Annotated in this window: 20 protein-coding genes and 1 tRNA gene; 12 read left to right on the forward strand and 9 right to left on the reverse strand. The window is 61.2% G+C overall.

Translation table 11 applies throughout. The features are described from left to right. The first annotated feature begins 53 nt into the window (after positions 1–53). From leuC to B060_RS0108875, 4 genes are all read left to right on the forward strand, one after another. Positions 54–1,481: a 3-isopropylmalate dehydratase large subunit gene (leuC, locus tag B060_RS0108860; RefSeq protein ID WP_018081420.1), complete on the forward strand. Its 1,428-nt coding sequence runs from the start codon at positions 54–56 to the stop codon at positions 1,479–1,481. Between the two features lie 2 nt (positions 1,482–1,483). After that, entirely contained in the window at positions 1,484–2,077 is a 594-nt protein-coding gene (gene leuD, locus B060_RS0108865) for a 3-isopropylmalate dehydratase small subunit (RefSeq protein ID WP_018081421.1), read from the forward strand. Beyond that, positions 2,077–3,144 (forward strand): 3-isopropylmalate dehydrogenase, encoded by a 1,068-nt coding sequence (leuB, locus tag B060_RS0108870; protein WP_018081422.1) that lies wholly within the window; start codon positions 2,077–2,079, stop codon positions 3,142–3,144. The genes leuD and leuB overlap by 1 nt, the downstream gene beginning before the upstream one ends. 130 nt (positions 3,145–3,274) lie before the next feature. After that, complete coding sequence (locus B060_RS0108875; protein WP_018081423.1) at positions 3,275–3,715, forward strand: hypothetical protein; 441 nt, start codon at positions 3,275–3,277, stop codon at positions 3,713–3,715. Here the strand turns inward: B060_RS0108875 and B060_RS0108880 are convergent. Together B060_RS0108880 and B060_RS0108885 are read right to left on the reverse strand one after the other, a co-directional pair. Next, complete coding sequence (locus B060_RS0108880) at positions 3,699–3,971, reverse strand: DUF167 family protein (RefSeq protein WP_018081424.1); 273 nt, start codon at positions 3,969–3,971, stop codon at positions 3,699–3,701. The two genes, B060_RS0108875 and B060_RS0108880, sit on opposite strands and share 17 nt — an antisense overlap. A gap of 6 nt (positions 3,972–3,977) precedes the next feature. Next, positions 3,978–4,283 carry a YggT family protein gene (locus B060_RS0108885; RefSeq protein ID WP_018081425.1) on the reverse strand — a complete coding sequence of 102 codons (306 nt, stop codon included), beginning with the start codon at positions 4,281–4,283 and terminating at the stop codon, positions 3,978–3,980. Between the two features lie 121 nt (positions 4,284–4,404). Here B060_RS0108885 and B060_RS0108890 point away from each other — a divergent pair. Then, positions 4,405–4,480, forward strand: a tRNA-Ala gene (locus tag B060_RS0108890). 184 nt (positions 4,481–4,664) lie between these two features. Then, positions 4,665–4,940: a hypothetical protein gene (locus B060_RS0108895; RefSeq protein WP_155847566.1), complete on the forward strand. Its 276-nt coding sequence runs from the start codon at positions 4,665–4,667 to the stop codon at positions 4,938–4,940. Here the strand turns inward: B060_RS0108895 and B060_RS0108900 are convergent. Together B060_RS0108900 and B060_RS0108905 are read right to left on the reverse strand one after the other, a co-directional pair. Then, a complete protein-coding gene (locus B060_RS0108900) occupies positions 4,937–5,236 on the reverse strand; it encodes a helix-turn-helix transcriptional regulator (protein ID WP_018081427.1) in 300 nt (99 codons plus the stop codon). The two genes, B060_RS0108895 and B060_RS0108900, sit on opposite strands and share 4 nt — an antisense overlap. Before the next feature lie 67 nt (positions 5,237–5,303). Then, entirely contained in the window at positions 5,304–5,603 is a 300-nt protein-coding gene (locus tag B060_RS0108905; protein WP_018081428.1) for an antibiotic biosynthesis monooxygenase family protein, read from the reverse strand. Positions 5,604–5,750: 147 nt separating this feature from the next. On the opposite strand from B060_RS0108905, the gene B060_RS26485 reads away from it, so the two are divergent. Together B060_RS26485 and B060_RS0108915 are read left to right on the forward strand one after the other, a co-directional pair. After that, a complete protein-coding gene (locus B060_RS26485) occupies positions 5,751–6,167 on the forward strand; it encodes a hypothetical protein (RefSeq protein ID WP_018081429.1) in 417 nt (138 codons plus the stop codon). Positions 6,168–6,193: 26 nt separating this feature from the next. Further along, entirely contained in the window at positions 6,194–6,418 is a 225-nt protein-coding gene (locus B060_RS0108915) for a hypothetical protein (protein WP_018081430.1), read from the forward strand. On the opposite strand, the gene B060_RS0108920 is transcribed toward B060_RS0108915, so the two are convergent. Together B060_RS0108920 and B060_RS0108925 are read right to left on the reverse strand one after the other, a co-directional pair. After that, on the reverse strand, positions 6,415–6,942 hold the full coding sequence (locus B060_RS0108920) for a cysteine hydrolase family protein (RefSeq protein ID WP_018081431.1): 528 nt from the start codon (positions 6,940–6,942) through the stop codon (positions 6,415–6,417). The two genes, B060_RS0108915 and B060_RS0108920, sit on opposite strands and share 4 nt — an antisense overlap. An 85-nt stretch (positions 6,943–7,027) precedes the next feature. After that, positions 7,028–9,175 (reverse strand): exonuclease domain-containing protein, encoded by a 2,148-nt coding sequence (locus B060_RS0108925; RefSeq protein WP_018081432.1) that lies wholly within the window; start codon positions 9,173–9,175, stop codon positions 7,028–7,030. A gap of 133 nt (positions 9,176–9,308) precedes the next feature. Between B060_RS0108925 and B060_RS0108930 the strand changes: the two genes are divergently transcribed. Then, on the forward strand, positions 9,309–10,241 hold the full coding sequence (locus tag B060_RS0108930; RefSeq protein ID WP_236621544.1) for a sugar phosphate isomerase/epimerase family protein: 933 nt from the start codon (positions 9,309–9,311) through the stop codon (positions 10,239–10,241). Here B060_RS0108930 and B060_RS0108935 read toward each other — a convergent pair. The 3 genes from B060_RS0108935 to B060_RS24120 all read right to left on the reverse strand — a co-directional run bounded on the left by B060_RS0108935 (position 10,238) and on the right by B060_RS24120 (position 18,109). Then, complete coding sequence (locus B060_RS0108935; RefSeq protein ID WP_018081434.1) at positions 10,238–12,256, reverse strand: TonB-dependent receptor; 2,019 nt, start codon at positions 12,254–12,256, stop codon at positions 10,238–10,240. The two genes, B060_RS0108930 and B060_RS0108935, sit on opposite strands and share 4 nt — an antisense overlap. A 97-nt stretch (positions 12,257–12,353) precedes the next feature. Next, entirely contained in the window at positions 12,354–14,471 is a 2,118-nt protein-coding gene (locus B060_RS0108940; RefSeq protein WP_018081435.1) for an outer membrane protein assembly factor BamB family protein, read from the reverse strand. Between the two features lie 62 nt (positions 14,472–14,533). Then, positions 14,534–18,109 carry an EAL domain-containing protein gene (locus B060_RS24120; RefSeq protein WP_155847565.1) on the reverse strand — a complete coding sequence of 1,192 codons (3,576 nt, stop codon included), beginning with the start codon at positions 18,107–18,109 and terminating at the stop codon, positions 14,534–14,536. Positions 18,110–18,319: 210 nt separating this feature from the next. Between B060_RS24120 and B060_RS0108950 the strand changes: the two genes are divergently transcribed. From B060_RS0108950 to B060_RS0108960, 3 genes are read left to right on the forward strand one after another with little or no spacing between them, the layout of a single operon-like run. Then, entirely contained in the window at positions 18,320–18,817 is a 498-nt protein-coding gene (locus B060_RS0108950; protein ID WP_023447259.1) for an MOSC domain-containing protein, read from the forward strand. 45 nt (positions 18,818–18,862) lie between these two features. After that, the gene (locus B060_RS0108955) at positions 18,863–20,266 is read left to right on the forward strand and encodes an APC family permease (RefSeq protein ID WP_018081438.1); all 1,404 of its coding nucleotides are present in this window, start codon (positions 18,863–18,865) and stop codon (positions 20,264–20,266) included. Continuing rightward, on the forward strand, positions 20,267–21,304 hold the full coding sequence (locus B060_RS0108960; protein WP_018081439.1) for an aromatic ring-hydroxylating oxygenase subunit alpha: 1,038 nt from the start codon (positions 20,267–20,269) through the stop codon (positions 21,302–21,304). Positions 21,305–21,307: the final 3 nt, after the last annotated feature.

The raw sequence follows: 21,307 nt of genomic DNA on the forward strand, positions 1-21,307 counted from the left end.
CTTGCGGCGTGGTGGTGGGGTGTCTTGCTTCCTTTAAATAACGAGACGAAACCATGACCGCCCAATCTAGCCCTCCAAAGTCGCTGTTTGAAAAAGTATGGGACGCGCACGTCGTCGAGCCGGAGGGCGCCACCAGCCCCGCCGTGCTCTATATCGACCTGCACCTTGTCCACGAAGTCACGAGCCCGCAGGCCTTTTCCGAACTGGAAGCCCGCGGCCTCAAGGTCCGCCGCCCGGACCGCACCTTCGCCACGTTGGATCACTCCATTCCCACCCTGCGCCCCGACGCTGACGGCAACCGCCCCTACATCACGGCACAAGCGGAGATTCAGGTCCATACGCTGGAAGACAACGCCGCGAAGAACGGCGTGCGCCTGTTCGGCTATGATGCCGAGAACCGCGGCGTCGTCCACGTCATCGGGCCGGAAATGGGTCTGACCCGTCCGGGCTACACCGTCGTTTGCGGCGACTCGCACACCTCGACCCACGGCGCCTTCGGCTGCATCGCGTTTGGTATCGGCACCTCGGAAGTCGGCCACGTTCTGGCCACCCAGTGCCTGGCCCAGCGCAAGCCCAAGACCATGCGCATCACCGTCGACGGCAAGCTCCAGCCCGGCGTGACCGGCAAGGACGTTGCCCTGACCATTATCGCCACGCTCGGCTTTTCCGGCGGCACCGGCTACGCGCTGGAATATGCCGGCCCGGTCATCGAAGCGCTCGACATGGAAGGCCGCATGACGGTCTGTAACCTCTCGATCGAAGCCGGCGCCCGCTGCGGCATGATCGCCCCCGACGCCAAGACGGTCGAATGGCTGCGTGGCCGCGAATATGTACCGCAAGGCGCCGACTACGATGTCGCTGCTGCTGAATGGCTCAAGCTAGCCTCCGACGAAGGTGCCACCTTCGACAAGGAAATCCGTATCGACGGCTCAAGCATCGAGCCGATGGCAACCTGGGGCACCTCGCCTGACCAGGGCGCACCCATCGTCAAGGGCGTGCCGGTGGCACACACCGAAGACGAAGAACGCGCCCTGAAATATATGGGCCTGAAAGGTGGAGACTCGCGAAGCGCCGCCAAGGTCGACGTCGTCTTCATCGGTTCCTGCACCAATGGTCGTATGTCCGACCTGCGCGCCGCCGCCGATATCTTCAAGGGTCGCAAGGTCGCCGCGGGCGTTCGCGCCCTCGTCGTGCCGGGGTCTGAGTGGGTTCGTCTTGAGGCCGAAAAGGAAGGTCTCGACAAGATCTTCACCGATGCCGGCGCCGAATGGCGTCTGCCGGGCTGCTCGATGTGCATCGCCATGAACGGCGATTTCGTCCTGCCGGGCCAACTGGCCGTCTCGACCTCCAACCGTAATTTCGAAGGCCGTCAGGGCCCCGGTTCGCGCACCGTACTGGCGTCGCCGGCCACCGCTGCCGCCTCGGCCATCGCCGGCCATGTCGCCGATCCCCGTCAATTCATGGCTCTGGAAAGCGCATAAAGATGAGCAATCAAGAATCCAACAACAGCTTCTCATCGCGCATCGTCGTTCTGCCGGAAGCCAATATCGACACCGATCAGATCATCCCTGCCCGCTTCCTGACCACGACCACCAAGGCAGGTCTGGGCAAGGTGGCCTTCAATGACTGGCGCTACAATGCCGATGGTTCGAACAAGGATTTCATCCTCAATACCATCGACGCCAGCGAGCACCAGGTGCTGGTGGCCGGCAACAATCTCGGCTGCGGCTCCTCGCGCGAACACGCCCCGTGGGCGCTGATGGATTACGGCTTCAGGGCCGTCATCTCGACCGAGATCGCCGACATCTTCAAGTCGAACAGCCTGAAGAACGGCCTGCTGCCGGTCGTCGTCGACAAGGCGACCTATGACAAGCTGCTCGCCAACCCGCAACAGCGCGTCACCATCGATCTGGAAACCTGCGCCCTGACCCTGGAAGACGGCACCGTCTTCACCTTCCAGGTCGAGGAATTCGCCCGCCAGTGTCTGCTGGAAGGCGTTGACGCCATGGGCTGGGTGCTGAAGCGCCTGCCCGCCATCGAAGCCTACGAGAAAGCCAACAACAAGGAAGCCGCATAATGGGCACTTTTAATATCGTCGTCCTGCCGGGTGACGGCATCGGTCCCGAAGTCGCCGCTGCCGGCGTGTCGGCCCTGAAGGTCATCGGCGAGGTCTACGGCCACACCTTTAATTTCGACGAAAAGCGCATCGGCGGCATCGCCATCGATACCGACAACAACCCCTACCCCGAAGACACCGACAAGGCCTGCCGCGCGGCTGACGCTGTGATCCTCGGCGCCGTTGGCGGTCCGAAGTGGGACTTAGGCAAGCAACGCCCTGAGCAGGGCCTGCTGGCCGTGCGCAAGGCCATGGGCCTGTTCGCCAATCTCCGCCCGATGGACGTCAAGGCCTCGCAGGTCCACCGTTCGCCGCTCAAGCGTGAGGTCGTTGAAGGCGCCGACATGCTGATCGTGCGCGAACTGACCGGCGGCCTCTATTTCGGCAAGCAGACGCGCACCGAGACCACCGCTACCGACGAGTGCGTCTATACGGTCGCCGAAGTCGAGCGCGTCGCCCGCGTCGCTTTTGAAGCCGCTCGCAAGCGCCGCAACAAGGTGACCAGCGTCGATAAGGCCAATGTCATCGAGACCAGCCGCCTGTGGCGCGAAACCGTCATCCGCCTGCACAAGGAAGAGTATTCGGACGTCGAACTGGAGCACGCTCTGGTCGATTCCATGGCCATGCACCTCGTCACCCGCCCGACCTCGTTCGACGTGGTGGTGACGGAAAACATGTTCGGTGACATCCTGTCCGATCTCGCCTCGGTGCTGCCGGGCTCGATTGGCCTGCTGGGCTCCGCTTCGCTGGGCGCCACCGGTCAGGGTCTTTATGAGCCGATCCACGGCTCCGCCCCGGATATCGCCGGCAAGGACCTCGCCAACCCGATCGGCACCCTCAAGTCCGTCGCCATGCTGCTGCGCTTCTCGCTCAATCTGCTGACAGAAGCTGACGCACTCGACGCGGCTATTGATGCCGTGGTCGAAAAGGGTGTTCTCACGCGCGACCTTGGCGGCACGGCTTCCGGTTCGCAGGTTTCTGCGGCGATCAACGCTCAAATTCGTGAAAGCGCCACAGTCGCCGCGTAAAGTCTTCGCATACCTCGCAAAGGTAGACTTGGGTTTCAGGGCTTCGGCTCTGGAACCCTTATTTTTGTCTGGCGAGCGGCAAGGACGCACGCTAACCTTGGTGCATTGCGCAATCGTGGAAGGGAGGCGAATGAAAGGTTTAGTTCTGTCAGCCATCGCTCTCTTAGGGCTGATTGCCCTGCCCGGTCAGGCGGCGCCACTCTGGCGCATGGTCGGCGATGAGACGACGTGCAGCGTCAGCCTGGAGCCTCAACTCGACACACTGATCGTGCTCGACAAGACGACACAAGGCGATCTCCGGCTGGCGATCACGGTGGATACCCTGAACCTGCCGCGTGACTGGTATACCCCCTTCGTCATCATGACCGAGGGCAGCAGTTTCAAAGGCTACGGCGTGACCGATGCAACCCAGGTGGCCCTGCCGGCTTCGCAGGACCTGGTCGATGCGCTCAGCCACGACAACACGCTGTTTATTCAGCTCGGAGGGGCTACCCTTGGCCCGTTCGATATCCCCGCCTTAAGCGCCGACAACCGCATATGCATTCTGGGCATGCCTAATCTGGAAAACTAATCGCTAAAGCCACTTCATCAAGGCCATCGATATCAATCTGCTTGAGGCGCGCCGTGTCGCCCGTCACCAGGGTAAGCCGTGATTTCGGCACCTTCAGGCTCTTGGCGAGAAAGGCGATCAGCGCTTCATTGGCCTTGCCTTCGATCGGCGCAGCGCGCACCCGAACTTTCAGAAAACGCCGCCCCTTGTCGTCCATATCCCAGCCATCGATTCGTTCGACCGACGACTTCGGTGTCAGGCGCACATAAAGCCGCATAAGGGCTTAGCCGATCAGTTGTTGCAGGGTCATGTAGGCCGGCGGCAGCAGATAGATCTGCATCCCCTTGATCACCAGAAAGGCGACTATAAAGCTGATATCGAGGCCACCCATCGGCGGGATCAGCATACGGAAGGGCGCCAGAATCGGCGTCGTGATCCGGTCAAGGACGTCCATGACCATGTACATGGCGCGGTTACGGGTATTGATGATGTTGAAGGCCACCAGCCAGCTCAGGATCGCGCTCAGGATCAACGACCAGATAACAAACGAAAAAAGCCCGTTGATGATAAAGAAAATAAATCCGGCCATGCGTGCGGTTGCCCCTGCGCGTTAAACTCATGTCAATATAGGGTATTTCCTAGCGACTACAAGTTAAGGAGCGCTTGACAGCGGTCAAACTTGCCTTAATAACACGGGACCGAAACGGCACGGGGCTATAGCTCAGTTGGTAGAGCGCCTCGTTCGCAATGAGGAGGTCTGCGGTTCGAATCCGCATAGCTCCACCACCGTGCCTTCGGTCCCACCGATCCCTATATCTGGCCAGGCCAATCCTCTTCGGCTTCACGTAAAACTGCACCGTATCACTACATACAGACGCGTGTGTCGAATTACGTTAACGTCAAGATTGATGACTTATTTTAAAATCGGCGTATGATGGCCGTTCGGTTCCACATCCATCTGGAGCACCCCATGCCAGAGTTGTCCCTGCCCGTTAGCCCTTCCGCCGCCTACGTCCCGCCCGTCAATATCAACATGCCGGAGTCGGAGAGCCGCTATCCCGGCATCTGGGAGTGGATGCCGGCTGAAGCACCACTTCAGGCCAAACGACCGCTTGGCGGCTCCGAAGGCGTGCCGGAAACGCAGCCAGATTCTGACGACCTGCTCAATATCGCCATGACGGTTATCGCCGGTATCGGCCTGACCGTGGCGCTGACCACGGCCCTGCGGATCATCTTCAGACGTTAAGCCGGATTTTGCGACAGGGTGATGGCGACCTTGTAGAGAAAATCGGAATTTTCATGCATGCGCTTATCCGCCAGACGCAGGGCCTCGGCGATGCGTTCGGGCGGCGCCGGGTGCCGTTCATCTTTCAGCCAGCGCTCGATCGAGCTTTCCGAAACGCCGATGGCTTCGGAGATCTGGCGGGCCAGCGAACCGCGCGGATCGGTGCGCCAGGCCAGATCGGCGATTTTGGCGAATTCGAGCGGGGTCAGCAGCGACAGGCGTGTGGTGCGGGCGGGTTCTTGCGGGGTATCGTTCATAACTGGAATCTCATAAGTTGCGGTCACCCATAAAGGGTAAGGCCGCGCTTAGGAAGCCCTCATTGTATCAGAAATAGTTGCCGACGGTTTCACAATGGACAACTTTCGGCGGTTCGATGAAAAAAGGACCGGCCAGGGCGCGCCATTGCTGGAAATTATCGCTGCCGCGGAAGCCGACCGTATGGGCCTCGACCGTTTCCCACAGGACACGCAGATTATAGACGCCCGGATCTTCGATAACCTTTTCGAGCGACATGCCATGGCAGCCGGCATCAGCCTTGAAATAGGTCGCGGCGGCGGCAACAGCGGCTTCAAACTCTGCAGACTTGGCGGAATCGATCCGCAGGGTGGCGATTTCAGTGATCATGAGGGCTCCTGTGGCGAGGCGCACCTCTATGTCATGGCGCGGCTATTTTCTCAAGCCGCTTACCAACACCTTACGCAAGGCGCGCCTGATCGCCAGCGTGTCCTTATCCGCCAGAGTCTACACTGAGCGTCAAACAGGAGGACATTTATGCCCGATCTCAAAGATATCAGCGATACCCAGCAGGCTGGTGCGCAAGCCCCTTATGCCGGTGATGGCACATCCTCGGCTGAGGTGGCTCAAGGCCATGGGCCCAGCGATCCCTTCGCGCCAGAGGGCACGGATGAGAAGCTTATCAAGCCCGATCATGTGGCGGATGAGCCGATCAGCGAGGCCGAGTCGGTCAAGGCCACAAAGGCCGCACTGGGCTACAAGACTGGGCACGCGACAACTCTGGCCATTGTCAGCACCTTTATCGAAGGTTTCCTCAAGGGATTTTTCCGCACCACGCCGCATAGCACCCATCTGCGGCGCGACAAGGAGATGCGAGACCGTCTTGATGAAGATCAGATCGACTCGATGATCGATGACAGCTTCCCTGCCAGCGATCCCCCCAGCAGCTATTAGAGTTCTGCTTTTCGCACAGGTGAATCATGGATTATGTCGACGCCCCCACCACGGCCGCCCCCTATGCGCCGCTGGTGAAAGATACATTGAGTATGAAGGCCGAGCGCCTGCTCATCAATTATCGCAATATGCCCAAAACCAGCCTGACCCTGGCGGGGTTGGCCGGTATCGGCGTTCTGGCCATTTTAGGTGGCATCTGGGCCGGAAAAAACCGTCTGTTTCCACACCCCAAAGAGTCGGAAGACGTTTAGCTTCGCGCTATATTTGCCTCGGCGCCATTGCAGGTGATGACGTGTTGCTGACCGATGAGTCGACTCATGATCGCGATGGCCGGATCATGAAATTCGGCGCCCTTCTCGCTGGCGCACAAATCCTTCAAAACCCATGGGCGGATATTCAGCTCAAACAAATCTGTCACCGACTTGAGCACGGAGGTCTCTGTGCCTATGCCGGCGATAAAGACTTCTTTTAAACCCCAGGTTTTTAACCGCACCAGCAAGGCTTCGGTAACGCAGCTATAGAGTGGCCGGCTGATAATGACGGCATCCTCGCGTGGCGTCAGGGCCAGTTCGGTCTCCGGGCTTTGTGGCGCCATGGATGCAGAGTTCAGCAGCTTGCGAAACGGCGACGGGTCGGGGTTGTAGAACTTGGTGAAGACGACATAATCAAACTCGTATTGCAGGTTCTCGAGCGCCGTCACCACATGCTCAGATTGTGGCGTCACAAAGCCTTTTTGCACATCAACGACAATCAAGACCTGTGACTCTTCAGACATGAATTCCCCTCTTCAAGGCGCTTAGAATTTAGCTCACTGGCTTATAGGGTTTCTAGGCCGCTTTGGATCAGTTCTTTTAGTCAACTTAAGCGCAGGATGACAAGCCTTCGAGACGTTTTTCATTAATAAGATGAAGCAGTTCGGCAGCAGCGCGTGCATCAGCCAGGGCGCGATGGTGGTTTTTCAGCTCGATATTGAACGCACGGCACAGATTGGCCAGGCCATAGGAGGCGTGGCCGGGGTAATGTTTGCGCATCGAGGCGCAGGTACACAGTTTGGGGTGGCGAAAGCGCCGTTCCAAGCGGCGAAACTCGCTGGCGATAAACCCATGGTCGAATGTCGCATTATGCGCCACAAATATGGCGCCTTCGATAAACATTGCGAAGTCATCGGCGATATCGGCAAATTTAGGCGCATCACGCACCATATCGTTGCTGATTCCCGTCAGTTGGGTGATGAACTGCGGAATACGTTTCTCCGGATTGATTAGCGACGACCACTCACCGATGACGCGGCCATGCTGCACCTTGACCGCGCCAATCTCGGTGACGCGATCATTGGGGGGCCGCCCGCCAGTGGTTTCGACATCGACCACAACATAAACCTGATCTGGATCGGTGCGGTAACTAACCCGGCAGATATCGGCCGCGAAACCCAAACTGCGCAACAGGTTCAGCCGCGCCAACTGGTGGCGGCGCACGCAGTCGCCCTCGCCCTTGATCTCGACAAAGCGCACCGCGTCGTCGCGGATCAGCACCAGATCGGGGAAACCATCGCGCAAACCATAGAAATCCTCGGCCATGTTTTGCAGCAAACCCGCCACAGCGTCGCGCGGGGCAGCGCTTAAGAAGGCAGTGACCAGGTCTTCCAGCCCCTTGAACCAGACAAACAGCCCGTTGCTCTCGCCATGATGACGCCGGATAATATCGCGCATGTAATCCGTCGCCTCACCTGCGCGCACCCACGCCAGTTTTTGCGCGATCTGATCGGCAAAGCGCGTGTGGAAGGTGCGATCTTTCAGGCTCTGTGGCCGGCAATCGAAATCCGAACCAAAGCTTGCGGCGCTTTCAAACAGTTCTTCCCAGAACAACAGGCCAAAAAGCACCGCCCACAGATCATTTTCGCTGTGCCAAGGCGTCCAGCCCTGTTTGGCATAGGCCTGCATGGCGGCGTATTCGGCATCGCCGCGGAACAGTTCATCGACCTCTAGCGTCTCGGCCGAACGCAGCAGATGGGTGAAGATACCCATGCGTTGCTGGCCAAACTTGCGGGCATAGAAATCGCTGGCGAAGATATATTCCTCATCATGCGCCGGGCTTTGCAACATGGCTTCGAGCCGCGCCTTGACCTCATCGGTGGCGCCCATAGCGTAGAGAAGGCGAACACCGCGCTCGTGGCTTTCGAAAGCACCGGAACGGGCATAGATGTCGAGCGCGCGAGCCGTATCCTTGCGCTTTTCAAACGCCAGGCCGATCTGGTGCAGCAGAGTATCACGCAAGGTTTGACTGGCCTCGCTCTCAGCCGGCGGCCATGCGTCCAGGCTATCAGCCAGCGCCGTGGCATCGGCCCCCTGCCTCAACGCCTGCAATTGCCGCGTATAGAAATAGCCGGCGCGCGCTGCCTGCAAGTTATCAAAGCGCGCCTGATAGCTGTCGCGCGCCTTCACCGACACCACGCCGAGATCACGCAGAGCGAAGCTGGTCATGTTGTCGCTTAAGCGACCGAAATAGAGATAGAGCAGGAAGCCGAGCGTATCCTTGTGTTCCGGCACAAAATGGTCCGAACGCAGGAAGCCGGAGGCAAAGGCGTCATAGGCCAGATGGGCCTGGATATGATCGGCAAGCCTTGGTTTTGACCAGCCGGACTTGACCTCAAGCCCATGGTCCTTCGCCAGATTCTGCAAGTCAGGCTTGGCGTGATCGTCGAGACAGGCGTGATAATCCTGCGCGCAAATCTCACGGATGAAGCCATGTTCGCGTAATTGATCGAGCCCGCCCCACAGGTCGCCGATCTCCTGATAGTCCAGGTCACCGGGCGAGAAGACCGCCTTTTTGCGGTTGACCATGCGGATATAGAGGCATTGCGCCCATTCATCCAGTTCTCCGAAACGGCTGATAAAGGCCTGTTCGTCTTCGCCCAGCATGGCGCCATAGACCGACGTCACGAAGCCGATCATCTCCAGAAAGTGATCGCGGTAATAGAGCGGCGGCAGGGTTATGAAGTCACGGGCCATAGGATTGTTCTATATATGTTCCGGACCAATAAAACAAGACGGACATGTCTCGGTTAACGATTGTACACGATTACAATTCGTGCTTTTCTCCTGTCACGCGACGACAGATCGCACCTACAGGCAGGAAGATACCATGACCCCTTTCATCCCTTCACGTCGGCATATGCTATTCGGCAGTGCGGCGCTTTTGAGCGCAGGCCTGCTGGCCGGCTGCAGCAAGGCCCCCGATACCACCGCGCCCAAACCAAAATCCGTGCTGGATACCTGGCCGGTCGGGATGCAGCTCTGGACGGTCGGTGCCGAACTGGCCAGGGATATTCCCGGCACGCTGAAAGCCATCAAGGGCGCAGGCTATGATGTGGTCGAGACCGCCGGCCTCCAGGGCAAGACGGCGCTGGAGTATAAGGGGCTCGTCGAAGCCGCCGGCCTCAAAATTCGTTCGGCCCACACCAACATGCCCAGCCTGATCGATCATATGGAGCGCGATATCGCCGATGCCCTGGCGCTCGGTGCCGAATGGCTGGTCTGCTCGTCACCGAAGACACCGACGCCCCTGCCCGCCGGCTCCGACTGGATCGTCGGCATGACCAAGGCCATGACCGCCGACGCCTGGAAGATGAACGCCGAGCATATGGCGAAGATCGCCCCGATCGTCACCGGCGCCGGCCTGAAATTCGCCTATCACAATCACCCGATGGAATTCAAAAATTTGGGCGGCGGCCAGACCGGCTACGACATCCTGCTGTCGGCTGCCCCGGCGGCGCAGTTGCGCGCCGAACTCGACATCGGCTGGGTGGCGGTGGCCGGCCTCGATCCGGTGACGACGATGAAAAAATACGCTGATCGCCTCGACCTGCTGCACATCAAGGACATGATCAAGGACGACAAGCAAGCTGCCGGTTTCCGCTCAACCGAAGTCGGTCATGGCATGATCGACTGGAAGCCGGTCTTCGCCGCCGCGCAGGAGCTGGGTGTGAAGAGCTATTTCGTTGAGCAGGAACCACCCTTCCTCAAGCCGGCCATCGAATCGCTGAAAGACAGCCGCGCCTTTATCGCCTCACTTTAACGATAGCTCAGGCTCAGCCAGACAGCGCGGCCAGTATCGTAGTTGATCGTGCCATCGTTGCTGCGCTGAATCGGCACCGCTGCATCGAGCGCATTATCAACCCGCACCGTCACCCCCATATGGGGCGTAAAAGCGTAACCGGCGGACAGATTGAACTTGCTGTAGGCCTTCAGCGGCAAGACATTAAGGTCATCCTCGAAGCTCTGGCCTTCAAACACCACATCGGCGCGCAGATCGACCTTGGCCAGCCGTCCCGTCATGCCGACGGACGCGCTGTAATCGGGCGCCTGCGCCGGTTGCTTGCCATTGACCGCGCCTGACGCACCGGCGACGCGGGCATGGGTCACGGTCAGGGAGGATGTCAGGCTTAACCGTTCGCCAAGCACATAGCGGCCTTGCGCTTCCAGACCATAGGCGCGGATCTCCCCGACATTCTGGCGCTGGCGATAGGCGCCGCCAGCCGGCACGAAACCCGCCAGCGGGAAGGTGCCAGGACCAATACCGAGCGTCACATTGGTGATCGGATCGGTCACCACATTGTAGAAAATATCGCTATCCAACGAGAGCCTAGCCCCAGCAAAGCGCCAGCCGAGTTCGGCGCCTGCCAGGGGTTCCGGTTTCAGGTCGGCATTGGCTTCGGTGATATCGTTGCCAATGCGGAACGGCCGGTAAAGCTCATTGAGGCTGGGCGGCCGGAAACCGTTATAGGCCGCCACACGCCACGTCGACTGCGGCGTCACCGCATAGGCCAGCCCAAGACGCGCCGAGGCGAGGGTCTGTTCCTTGCCCGCCAAGGCGAGATCGAGCACCGGCAGATGGGTGATCAGATCGGTCTCATAGCGATGCGCATTGCTTGTGCGCCACTGATCGACACGCAGTGCACCGGTCAGGGTCAGGGGGCCGCGAAAACGCGTGCCCTCGGCATAGACACCGATCAGGCTGTTCTCGCCACCGGCCACCCGATAGCGCGTCGGCGCGCCCGCCATATAGCGGTAATATTCGCGCGACTCGCCATCGCCCGTGCGGGCATCGATGCCGATCTCCCATTCTGATTTCGGTGTTTGGTGACGTATGGCGGCATTGAAGCCGTTGCCTGTGGCCGGTGTCTTGACCTGATCATTGGCCAGCGTTGTCGCGACGCGGCCCGCCTGCACCGAGACCGAGCGGTTGGCGAGATCGGAATCCTTGTGCCAGATTTGCAGACGATACCCGTTGCGCTCCTCTGTCGGAGCGCGGGTATAGGCTAGGCTGACCTGATCGCCTCTGGAGCGCGCCGTAGCGCCTTTGAGACCGGTCTCGCGGACGCTGTCATAGCCACCCGCCAGCAGCGACAGCTCGCCCTCGCCCACCGTCCACTGGCCATTGACCAGCACGCTTTTATCGCGGCCATGGGTCTCGACATCGGCCGCGCCGCGCTGGCTGCCGCGCACCGGCACATCACCGTGCAAGGTCTGATCGAGCAGGTGGATACCCAGACCGCCGACCGCAATACCACCGGCAAAAACACGACTGTCGTTATCGTTGAGACTGACCTCGGCATAGGGTTGCAGGGCCTGTGGCGGCACCAGTGACAGATCGACCACGCCGGTCAGCGCGCCGGCGCCATAGGCACCGCCACCGGCGCCACGCACGACGTGGGCGCTGCTCAAAGCTTCAGGCGGAAGCGCGGCCCAGATCACCCAGCCGCCGAAGGGGTCGTTCTGCGGAATACCATCCAGCGTCACCAGAGCACGGCCGGCGCCGGAAGGGGCGATGGCGCGCAGGCTCATGCCCTGCACGGTGGGGTTGGCGGTCAGGCTGGAGGAACGGCGGAACAGCGAGGCCTGCGCGGCGTCTTTCAAGGTCTGGTCCGCCGCCGCGCCGCGCTGGAGCGCATCGCGCGTGATATCGACACGGCTGAAAGCGGCATCACCCGCATAGGCACTGAAACGATGAGCGCGGACGATGACCTCGGTCGGCGCCTCCGCCTGCGCCATTCCGGCCAGTGCGATCAGGCCCAGTCCAAGGTATGTCATGCTCGTCTCCGCCGGTTACAGCGCTCCTCATCGCCGGAATAAAATAAGAAATCCACTCTATTCTCAAAGAAGGCTGGGTCTCAAAGAAGGCTAGGTCTCAGGGCAGGCTGTAGGCGATGATCTCGCCGCCCGGCTTAACCTTGGCGTTCTTGCCGCCGCCGGCGCTGATGACGACATACTGCTTCTTGCCCACGCTGTAGGTGGCGGGGGTGGCGATACCGGCCGCCGGCAGGGTGGTTTGCCACAACAGCTTGCCGGTGCGCTTGTCAAAGGCGCGGAACCTGTTGTCATAGATCGTAGCGGCGATGAAAACCACACCACCGGCCGTCACCACCGCGCCACCATAGTTCTCGCTGCCGGTCGTCTGATCGGCCAGTTCGGGATAGCCGCCGAGCGGGATTTTCCAGGCATATTCACCGGTGTTGACATTGATCGCCGACAGGGTGCCCCACGGCGGCGCGATGGCCGGATAGCCGTCCGGATCGAGGAATCGCGTATAGCCATCGAAGACATACGGGTCACCGTCGGTCGAAGGATAGGCCGGCGCTTCTTTCTGCGCGGTCTGCCTCGGATCCCCCTTGAGATAGCCGATGAGGGCGGCACGGTCGGCCGCATCGAACTGCGCAAAGGCCGGCATCCGTCCACCACCTACCGTGATCTGGCGTTCGATCTGCGCGTCGGTCAGGCGCTGCGCCACCCCGACCAGAGACGGAAATTCCGGTGGAGAGCCCTTGCGCTCGACACCATGACAGGTGGCGCAGGCGTTCTGATACAGGGCCTCGCCGCTGCGACCCGCGATCAGTGGTGGCTGTTTCTTGACCTTCAAAATCCACGCCATTTCGTTGGCGTTGACATAGAGCAGGCCAGTCTGCGGATCATAGGCCGCACCGCCATATTCGGCGCCACCGTCCATGCCGGGCAGCAGGATAGTGCCGCCGATCGAAGGCGGATCAAATGCCCCGCGCGAACGCACGGTGGCGAAGGTTTTGGCCACCGCCGCATGGGCTTCCGGCGTGCGCTGCGTCAGCAGGTCAGCCGTCAGGGTCTGGCGGGCGAACGGCTCGGGCTTAAGCGGCAAGACCTGCGTCGAGGAAGTTATCTCGCCGGGAATATCGGAGGCCGGCGGGCGCAATTCCTGCAAGGGATAGAGCGATTGGCCGGTCAGGCGATCGAGGATAAAGACCACGCCCGCCTTGGTGACCTGTGCCAACGCCGGCTTGCCGCCCACCGTGATCAGGGTCGGCGGGGTCGGCGGATCACGATCCCAGACGTCGTGTTTCACCAGTTGGAAATGCCAGCGCCGCTTGCCGGTAGCGGCATCCAGCGCCACCAGCGAGGTGCCGAAAAGGTTGTCGCCGGCGCGATCTCCACCGTAAAAATCCTTGTTGCCCATGCCGGCCGAACCGAGCGGCACATAGACAATGCCATTCTCCGGATCAAGCGTCAGCCCCGACCAGGCGTTGGCCCCCATGGCGGTCTTCCAGGCGTCCTTCGGCCAGGTCTCGTAACCGGCCTCGCCCGGATGCGGGATGGTGTGGAATATCCACTTTAGAGCGCCGGTGCGGACATCATAGGCGCGGATATGACCCGGCGTATTACCAGTCGAGCCCATGATGATCAGGTCCTTATAAACCACACCGGGCGTCACATTGCTGACCGAAATGGTGGACGGATCGCGGCCAAGGCCTGCCTTGAGATCGACCTCGCCATTATGGCCGAAACCCTCGATCAGCACACCGGTGCGGGCATCGACCGCCATCAGTTTCGAGCGGAAGGTGAAGAGGATGCGCTCTTCACGGGCGTTCGACCAGTACGAAACGCCGCGCAGGCGCTGCTTGGTGTTCACCACATCGCCAAAGGCCGGATCGAAAACCCATAGTTGTTTGCCTTTGGCGGCATCGAGGCAGAAGACGCGTCCCTTCGGCGATACAGCGTAGAGTTGGCCGCGAATGATCAGCGGGTTACCCTCCATGTCGGAGCCGCTGCCGCCTTCGCCGAAGCCATCGCCGGTATCGAAGCGCCAGGCCACTTTCAGGTTTTTGACGTTGTCGGTGTTGATCTGGTCGAGCGTCGAATAGTGCGTACCGTTGGCATTGCCGTGATAGACCGCCCAGTCAGCGCCGGAGGTCAATGAGGTGTCGTCGATCGGACGCTCGCCGGAACAGGCGGCGAGTGCGAACAACAGGCTCAGGCCAAGGGCTTTGGTTACGTGCATGGGCTTTCCTCCGCTGGCTATTTTGCCCGCTTGAAAGCCAGATAATCATGAGTTGTTATCGATTACAACTTTACGCTTTTAACCGGCGGCTTGCCGATCAGGTGAGCCAGCGATGACGCCGCCATCGGCTTGCCAAACAGATAGCCCTGCATGGCGTGGACACCCGCCGCCTTGAGGTGGCTGTGCTGGCTGCCGGTTTCGATGCCTTCGGCCACCACCTGCATCCCGAAAGCACGGCCGATGCCGGTGACGGCCTGGATGATCGCCAAAGCTTCCAGAGCGGGGCGCGGTTCGCCATCAAGCGCCATGACAAATTCGCGGTCGATCTTGATCTTGTCGAACGGGAAACGGTGTAAGGCCGTCAGCGAAGAATAGCCGACGCCGAAATCATCGAGCGCCAGCTTGATGCCCAGATTGCGCAATTCTTTGAACAGTTGCCGCACGCGGTCAGGCTCGCCAAGAAAGGCCGTTTCGGTCACTTCCAGCACCAGCCGTTTCGGATCAAAGCCGGTTTCATCGAGCAGCGCACGCACGCCAGCCACAAATCCCGGCTTGTCGAGTTCGATCGGCGAGACATTGATAGCCACCGGGATATCCCAGCCCGCGGCGATTTCCAGCACGCGACGGCGCGCGAAGGTGCCGAGGCGCGTGATCAGGCCGGAACGTTCGGCCACCGGTATAAAGACAGCCGGACCAATGGGCGCACGGTCACCGCGATGCCAGCGCATTAAAGCCTCGGCGCTGATGACCTCGGTACCGGTGCGGTCATAGATCGGCTGATATTCCATTTCGAAGGCATGGGCGGCGATATCGGCCTCCATTTCGCGCACCAGCGTCGCTTCGGGATCGTCCTTTGACGCGGCCACAACGGGCGCGGATTTCTTCTTGGTCTTGCTTTTCGCCGGTTCCGGCTTGGTGGGTTCAGATTGGGCCTCGCCCACTATCACCACGGCCAAACCGGCCAGCGTCCGTTCCACCCACGATGCGGCCAGGGCGATCTCTTCGGCCGAAACGGCACGGTGCTCGACGCGAATGGCGCGCTCAATCGCGCCAGCCACGCTGGAGACCGCCTTGGCGCCGATATTCATGCTCATCGATTTCAGCGCATGGGCCGAACGCGCCAGACGGTCCTCGTCGCCCTCGGCGTGGGCGGCCTGCATGGCGGCGATGGCCTGCGGACCATGGCTGCGATAAAGCCCGACAACACGGCGGACGAAATCACCTCGGCCCTTGTTGATGCCCTCTACCAGAGAGCCCAGCACGGTGCGATCGAACAGATCGGCGTCATCCTCCGGCAACACCAGAACCGCTTCCTCGGCCACGAGGTCGCCCACCGGCGCTTCACGCAAGGTATCCGGCAGTAGCGAGCGGAGACTCTGCGCCATATCTTGCAGGGTGAAGGGCTTGTGCAACACATCGTCCATGCCCGCCTCTTTCCACGCATGGGCGGCAGGGCCGATAATGCGGGCAGTAAGAGCCACGATCGGCAGGCGCTTATCCGTCTCTCTGGCGCGCCATTGCCGCGTCGCCTCAAAGCCATCCATCACCGGCATGGAACCGTCCATAAGCACCAGATCGAACGGTTCCGCCGCCATCTTCGCCAGAGCATCGGCGCCATGGACTGCCACGCTGGCCTGGATGCCGAAACGCGCCAGTGCCTCGATAGCGACTTCGCGGTTCAGTTCGTCGTCATCCACCACCAGGACTCGCGCCGTGGGATAGCTGGCGTCGACGCCTTCGGGATCTGCGTCGGTATCATGGAGTTTGAAATCATCATCATCGCGCAGACGCTCGATCAGGGTGTCGATATCACGATGACGTAAAGGACGCGGCAGGACGCAAGCCGCACGGCCTTCGCTGACCCATTGCCCCGCCTCGAGGTCGTCCGGATGGGCCAGCAGCACCAGACGCTCCGGCGCCACGCCGGCATCGAGGGTCATGCGGCCAGTTTCATCGGCCAGCACAAGGCGTGGCTTATCGGGACCGAAGCGGACATTGGCCTGCTGGAAGCGCTGCATCACCGCGTCATGTTCCATATCCCCGCGCACGAAGACATGGACGACCGGCCGCACCAGATCATGAATGACCGGCGGCGCGCAGGTTTTCATGCTGTCTTCGAGTGCCGGCATCCGCACATGGACCTGCGTGCCTTGATTAGGTTTTGGCCCCTGCTCGCTGGTCACGGCGATGGCGCCGCCCATGGCCTCGATCAGGCGTTTGGACATCGACAGACCGAGGCCGGTGCCGCCGAAACGGCGCGTCGTCGTCTGGTCTTCCTGACTGAAGGCGGCGAAAATCGTACCCAGCTTGTCACGCGTGATACCGATGCCGGTATCCTTCACGACCAGACGCCAGAACCCGGATTTTTTATCGGGCTCGATGGCGATGATCACATGGCCTCTTTCGGTGAATTTCAGCGCGTTGGACACGAGATTGGAGACGACCTGTCCCAGCCGCACCGGATCGGCCGGCACCAGACGCGGCGCGTCCGGATGGGCATGGACCACCAGTTCCAGCCCCTTTTCACGAGCACGGTCCTGAAACAGCATGACCGTGTCATCGACCAGATCGAGGATATCGACCTCGCAGGTTTCGACCTCCAGCTTGCCGGCTTCGATCCTGGAAAAGTCGAGCATATCGTTGATGACCGCCAGCAGGGTGCGGCCCGACCTGGCGATGGTGCCTGCATGGCGTTTGGCGCGCGCTGACAAGCTTTCGGCGGCCAGCAGTTCGGCCATGACCATCACGCTGCTCATCGGCGTGCGGATTTCGTGGCTTAGGGTGGCGAGGAAATAGGACTTGGCGGCGTTGGCGGCCATCGCCTCGTCACGTGCGTCCTGATAATCGCGGGTCCGTTCGGCCACCTGGTTTTCCAGACCGATCAGATGCGCTTCCAGCTTGCCGTCGCGGATGCGGATGGCGTCGATCATGGCGTTGAAACCGGTCACCAGCGTGCCGATCTCGTCCCTGGCATCGACCTTCGCCTCAACCCGGCGCGAATAGTCGCCATGGTATGAGATGGCCTCCACCGAGGCGGTCAGTTCGGTCAGGGGCCGGATCATGGCGCCTTGCAAACGACGCACAATGTAAAGGGCGATGCAAAGCGCCAGGATCACCAGTCCGAACACACCCGCCAGAGCCAGCAACAGGGTGCGGGTAAAATCCTCCGAGCGGTGGATGATGACCACCTGCCCGATCTGGTGGCCGCCATTCATGACCGGTGCGTGGACCTGAATCGTGCGCGTCGTCACCAGCGCCATGACGCTGGGGTGACGGCTTTCGGCATCAAGCGCCACAGCGCCTTTCAGGCGCACGGCAGCGCCCATTTCTGCGATGACCGAGCCATCATGCGCCTCAACGCGGGCATAGGTGATACCGGGGGTGCGGGTGACAGAGCGCAAGGTATTGAAGGCGCGGCCGCGGTCGTTCATCGCCACGGCATCTTCGCTGCCCGAGGCCAGAACATCGGCCGCGGTCTTCATCACCGACCAGCGCGACTCGGCTTCGCGCGTGGTTTCGCGCACGATGAACAGGCCGGCGACCGGCAGGGTTGACAACAGCACCGAGCCCATAACGAGCCAGGTCAAACGTCTGGAAAGGGAGCGCCCACCGCCGCTGGCCGTCCGTGCTTTTGTCATATGGCCCACAACTCGATACCGCACCCAACTGTACTGGCAGCCCTACGTCACGGCGCAGGCGAAACCGGTCGCGAAAGCCGTGCGACCAACCTAACCCGCAAGTCTTAAAATCTGGCTGACAGGATTTCCCCGGAGCTTCGGCGACACAAAGGACAGCTTGCGGACTTGCCTCTGCGGCGTTAGCCTTGGGTTCGCCATTTGGAAAGCCGCATGCTCAATCCCAAATCTTCTCTCTCCGCCCTGCTCAATGCCGACATGCGCCCGGGCACGGTCGAATGGATCGGCCTGCGCTCACAACGGCGCGGCCCGCTGACGGTGGTTGGGACGGTGGAACTGGATACAAACACCGGTGTGATCGGCGATCACTACAACAACCCCAAACGCGGCACGCGCCATGTCACGCTGATCCAGCGCGAAGACTTAAGCGCCATCGCCAGTTACCTCGGCCAGGACGTCACGCCCGAACAGCTCCGCCGCAACATTGTGGTCAGCGGCATCAATCTGCTGGCGCTCAAGGACAAGTCGTTTCGGCTGGGCACGGCCCTGCTGGAAATGACCGGCGAATGTCACCCCTGTTCGCGCATGGAGGAGACCTTCGGCGTCGGCGGTTACAACGCCGTGCGCAGCCGTGGCGGCATCACAGCGCGGGTGCTGGAAGGCGGCACGGTCAGGCTGGGCGATGCACTGATGGCTTTGCCCTTGACGTAAGACCGTTACGGCCGCAATCATCCGTCTTCGGAGCAGGGGGCTGTCATGAGTGTTAACCGAAAAACAGGCCTGTGGGGCATCGCTCTTTACGGTGCGGCGATGAACTTCAGCATTCGCTGGCTGGCGACCGGTGCTGCCACCGGCCCGGTGGCCCTGCCGATCTGGATCGCCGCCGCCGTTTTGTTTCTCATCCCGCTCGTCTGCGCCACACTGGAGTTGTCCGCCCGCTATCCCGAAGAAGGCGCCGTCTATGCCTGGGTGCGCGAAACCCAAGGCCCCTTTCCCGGCTTCATGACCGGCTGGCTCTACTGGGCCTGCAATATCCCCTATTTCGCCAGTTTGCTTTTCTTCATCGTCAACCTGCTCGGTCAGGCGCTGCGCGGTATCCCAGAGTGCGAACCCGTTGGCGTCGTGATGGGTCAGCCGCTTGGCGCCTTCACCGCCGCCACGGTGATCCTGACAGGGGTAGCCGCCATGCACGCACGGGGCTTCGGTGTCGGTAAATGGCTGCCGATCGCCTCGGCCGCCGTCTCGGTTACGCTGCTGTTTTTCATCCTGTGGGCCGCCTTTTATCTCACCGATATCTACGGCCCCGCCACAAATTTCGCCGCCGCCGACTACACGCCGCCGTTCGACGCCAATGGCGCGATCCTGTGGGCCACCATAGTCTTCGCCTTTGGCGGCATCGAAGGCGTGGCCCTGATGCGCAATGATGTGAAGGGCGGGGTCAAGACCATCGTTTCGGCCCTGATCCTGATTGGCCTGCTGCAGACCCTCGGCTATGCCGGCGGCACCGCCGCCATGCTGGCCATCGTGCCTCAGGACGTGGCGTCGCGGCTCGGCGGTCTGCCCGATGCGCTCGGCGTGGCGCTGAACCGGCTGCACGTCCATGCCTGGCAACCCTATGTGCTGGCCGCCACCGCCCTGACCTTCCTTGGCGGCATGAGCGCCTGGTTCGGCGCGGCGGCCCGACTGCCCTTCGCTATCGGGGTTGACCGCATGTTGCCGAAGGCCATCGGCCATACCGACCCGAAGACCGGCGCACCGACCGTAGCCATCCTCATTCAGGCCGTGCTCGTCGTCATCATCATGGGCTTGAGCACCTTTGGCTCCACCCTGGCAGGCGCCTATGATTTCGTTGTCAGCATGGGCGTGCTAACCTTCATCATCCCCTATCTGTGGATGTTCATCGCCTATTGGAAAGCCCAAGATCAATCGGATCGCAAGCTCGACTGGCGCACGCCCGGCGGTAAAACGGGCGCCAGGGCCCTGGCGGTTCTGGGCTTAGTCGTAGCCTTCAGCGCCATCCTGGGCAGCATGGCCCCCAGCCCCGCTGAGGCCGATCCGCTCGGCGTCTTTCTCAAGCTTCTGATCGCCTCTGCGGTCCTCATCGCCATCGGCGCGGCCATCTATGCCGTCAACGCCCTCCGCAACAAGGGTCAAGCCTGAATGGACACCACCGACACCCCGCCCAAGCAAAAGGCGCCGGTCACCGCGCCGGCGACCTGGTATGCCGATCCCGCCTGCTGGCCGACCGAGCGCAAACACATCTTCGCCAACAACTGGCAGTTCCTGACGCATGAGAGCGCCCTGCCGAATGCGCGCGACTGGCGCGCCGATACCCTGGCCGGCTATCCGGTCATCATCGTGCGCGGGGATGATGGTGCCCTGCGCGCCTTCCACAATGTCTGCCGTCACCGCGCCGGACCGCTGGTGCGCGAAGACGCCGGCACCTGCGACGGGGCGCTAACCTGCCAGTATCATGGCTGGCGCTATACGCTCGATGGCCGCCTGCGCGCCGCCCGTGATTTCGGCGCAGCGTCCGATTTCGATCCGCGCGATTTCGGTCTGTTCCCGGTGCGCCTGCACATCTGGCGCGGGCTGGTCTTTGCCGGCATCGGTGACGATCTGCCCGATCTGTTGAGCCAGATGGCGCCGCTCGATGCGCGGCTGGGCGATGCCGACTGGTCAGGGCTCAGGGTCGGTTTGCGTCGCACGCATTTGCTGGAGTGCAACTGGAAGACCTATGTCGAGAACTATCTCGAAGGCTATCATGTGCCGGCCATGCACCCGACGCTCGATGCCGAGATCATCTGCGAGCAGTATAAGGTGACGGTCGATGGCAAGGTGGTGCTGCACGATGCGCCGCCGAAATCACCCGACGCGGTCTATGACGGCCTGTGGGGCTGGGTGTGGCCCAATATCGGCATCAATGTCTATAACCGCGGGCTGATGATCGAGCGCATGTCGCCGGTTGGCCATAAGCAGACGCAGCTCGATTATCTCTACCTGACGCCGGATGGCGAACCTGTGCCGGACGCCACCCTCGCCATGTCGGATCAGGTGACGGCCGAGGACAAGTGGATCGTCGAGAAGGTACAGGACAACCTCAATGCCGGGGTTTACGAGACCGGCCGGTTATCGCCTAAGCATGAGATCGCCGTGGCGGCTTTCCAGCAATGGGTCGGTGAATTTCTCACGCGTTAACCC

The organism is Asticcacaulis benevestitus DSM 16100 = ATCC BAA-896, from assembly GCF_000376105.1.
Classification (GTDB): Bacteria; Pseudomonadota; Alphaproteobacteria; order Caulobacterales; family Caulobacteraceae; genus Asticcacaulis; species Asticcacaulis benevestitus.

What these genes read in the sequence shown, in the direction of transcription:
- leuC (WP_018081420.1), top strand. Translation starts at nt 54, where the DNA reads ATGACCGCCCAATCTAGCCCTCCAAAGTCGCTGTTTGAAAAAGTATGG.
- leuD (WP_018081421.1), top strand. Translation starts at nt 1,484, where the DNA reads ATGAGCAATCAAGAATCCAACAACAGCTTCTCATCGCGCATCGTCGTT.
- leuB (WP_018081422.1), top strand. Translation starts at nt 2,077, where the DNA reads ATGGGCACTTTTAATATCGTCGTCCTGCCGGGTGACGGCATCGGTCCC.
- B060_RS0108875 (WP_018081423.1), top strand. Translation starts at nt 3,275, where the DNA reads ATGAAAGGTTTAGTTCTGTCAGCCATCGCTCTCTTAGGGCTGATTGCC.
- B060_RS0108880 (WP_018081424.1), bottom strand. Translation starts at nt 3,971, where the DNA reads ATGCGGCTTTATGTGCGCCTGACACCGAAGTCGTCGGTCGAACGAATC.
- B060_RS0108885 (WP_018081425.1), bottom strand. Translation starts at nt 4,283, where the DNA reads ATGGCCGGATTTATTTTCTTTATCATCAACGGGCTTTTTTCGTTTGTT.
- B060_RS0108895 (WP_155847566.1), top strand. Translation starts at nt 4,665, where the DNA reads ATGCCAGAGTTGTCCCTGCCCGTTAGCCCTTCCGCCGCCTACGTCCCG.
- B060_RS0108900 (WP_018081427.1), bottom strand. Translation starts at nt 5,236, where the DNA reads ATGAACGATACCCCGCAAGAACCCGCCCGCACCACACGCCTGTCGCTG.
- B060_RS0108905 (WP_018081428.1), bottom strand. Translation starts at nt 5,603, where the DNA reads ATGATCACTGAAATCGCCACCCTGCGGATCGATTCCGCCAAGTCTGCA.
- B060_RS26485 (WP_018081429.1), top strand. Translation starts at nt 5,751, where the DNA reads ATGCCCGATCTCAAAGATATCAGCGATACCCAGCAGGCTGGTGCGCAA.
- B060_RS0108915 (WP_018081430.1), top strand. Translation starts at nt 6,194, where the DNA reads ATGGATTATGTCGACGCCCCCACCACGGCCGCCCCCTATGCGCCGCTG.
- B060_RS0108920 (WP_018081431.1), bottom strand. Translation starts at nt 6,942, where the DNA reads ATGTCTGAAGAGTCACAGGTCTTGATTGTCGTTGATGTGCAAAAAGGC.
- B060_RS0108925 (WP_018081432.1), bottom strand. Translation starts at nt 9,175, where the DNA reads ATGGCCCGTGACTTCATAACCCTGCCGCCGCTCTATTACCGCGATCAC.
- B060_RS0108930 (WP_236621544.1), top strand. Translation starts at nt 9,309, where the DNA reads ATGACCCCTTTCATCCCTTCACGTCGGCATATGCTATTCGGCAGTGCG.
- B060_RS0108935 (WP_018081434.1), bottom strand. Translation starts at nt 12,256, where the DNA reads ATGACATACCTTGGACTGGGCCTGATCGCACTGGCCGGAATGGCGCAG.
- B060_RS0108940 (WP_018081435.1), bottom strand. Translation starts at nt 14,471, where the DNA reads ATGCACGTAACCAAAGCCCTTGGCCTGAGCCTGTTGTTCGCACTCGCC.
- B060_RS24120 (WP_155847565.1), bottom strand. Translation starts at nt 18,109, where the DNA reads ATGACAAAAGCACGGACGGCCAGCGGCGGTGGGCGCTCCCTTTCCAGA.
- B060_RS0108950 (WP_023447259.1), top strand. Translation starts at nt 18,320, where the DNA reads ATGCTCAATCCCAAATCTTCTCTCTCCGCCCTGCTCAATGCCGACATG.
- B060_RS0108955 (WP_018081438.1), top strand. Translation starts at nt 18,863, where the DNA reads ATGAGTGTTAACCGAAAAACAGGCCTGTGGGGCATCGCTCTTTACGGT.
- B060_RS0108960 (WP_018081439.1), top strand. Translation starts at nt 20,267, where the DNA reads ATGGACACCACCGACACCCCGCCCAAGCAAAAGGCGCCGGTCACCGCG.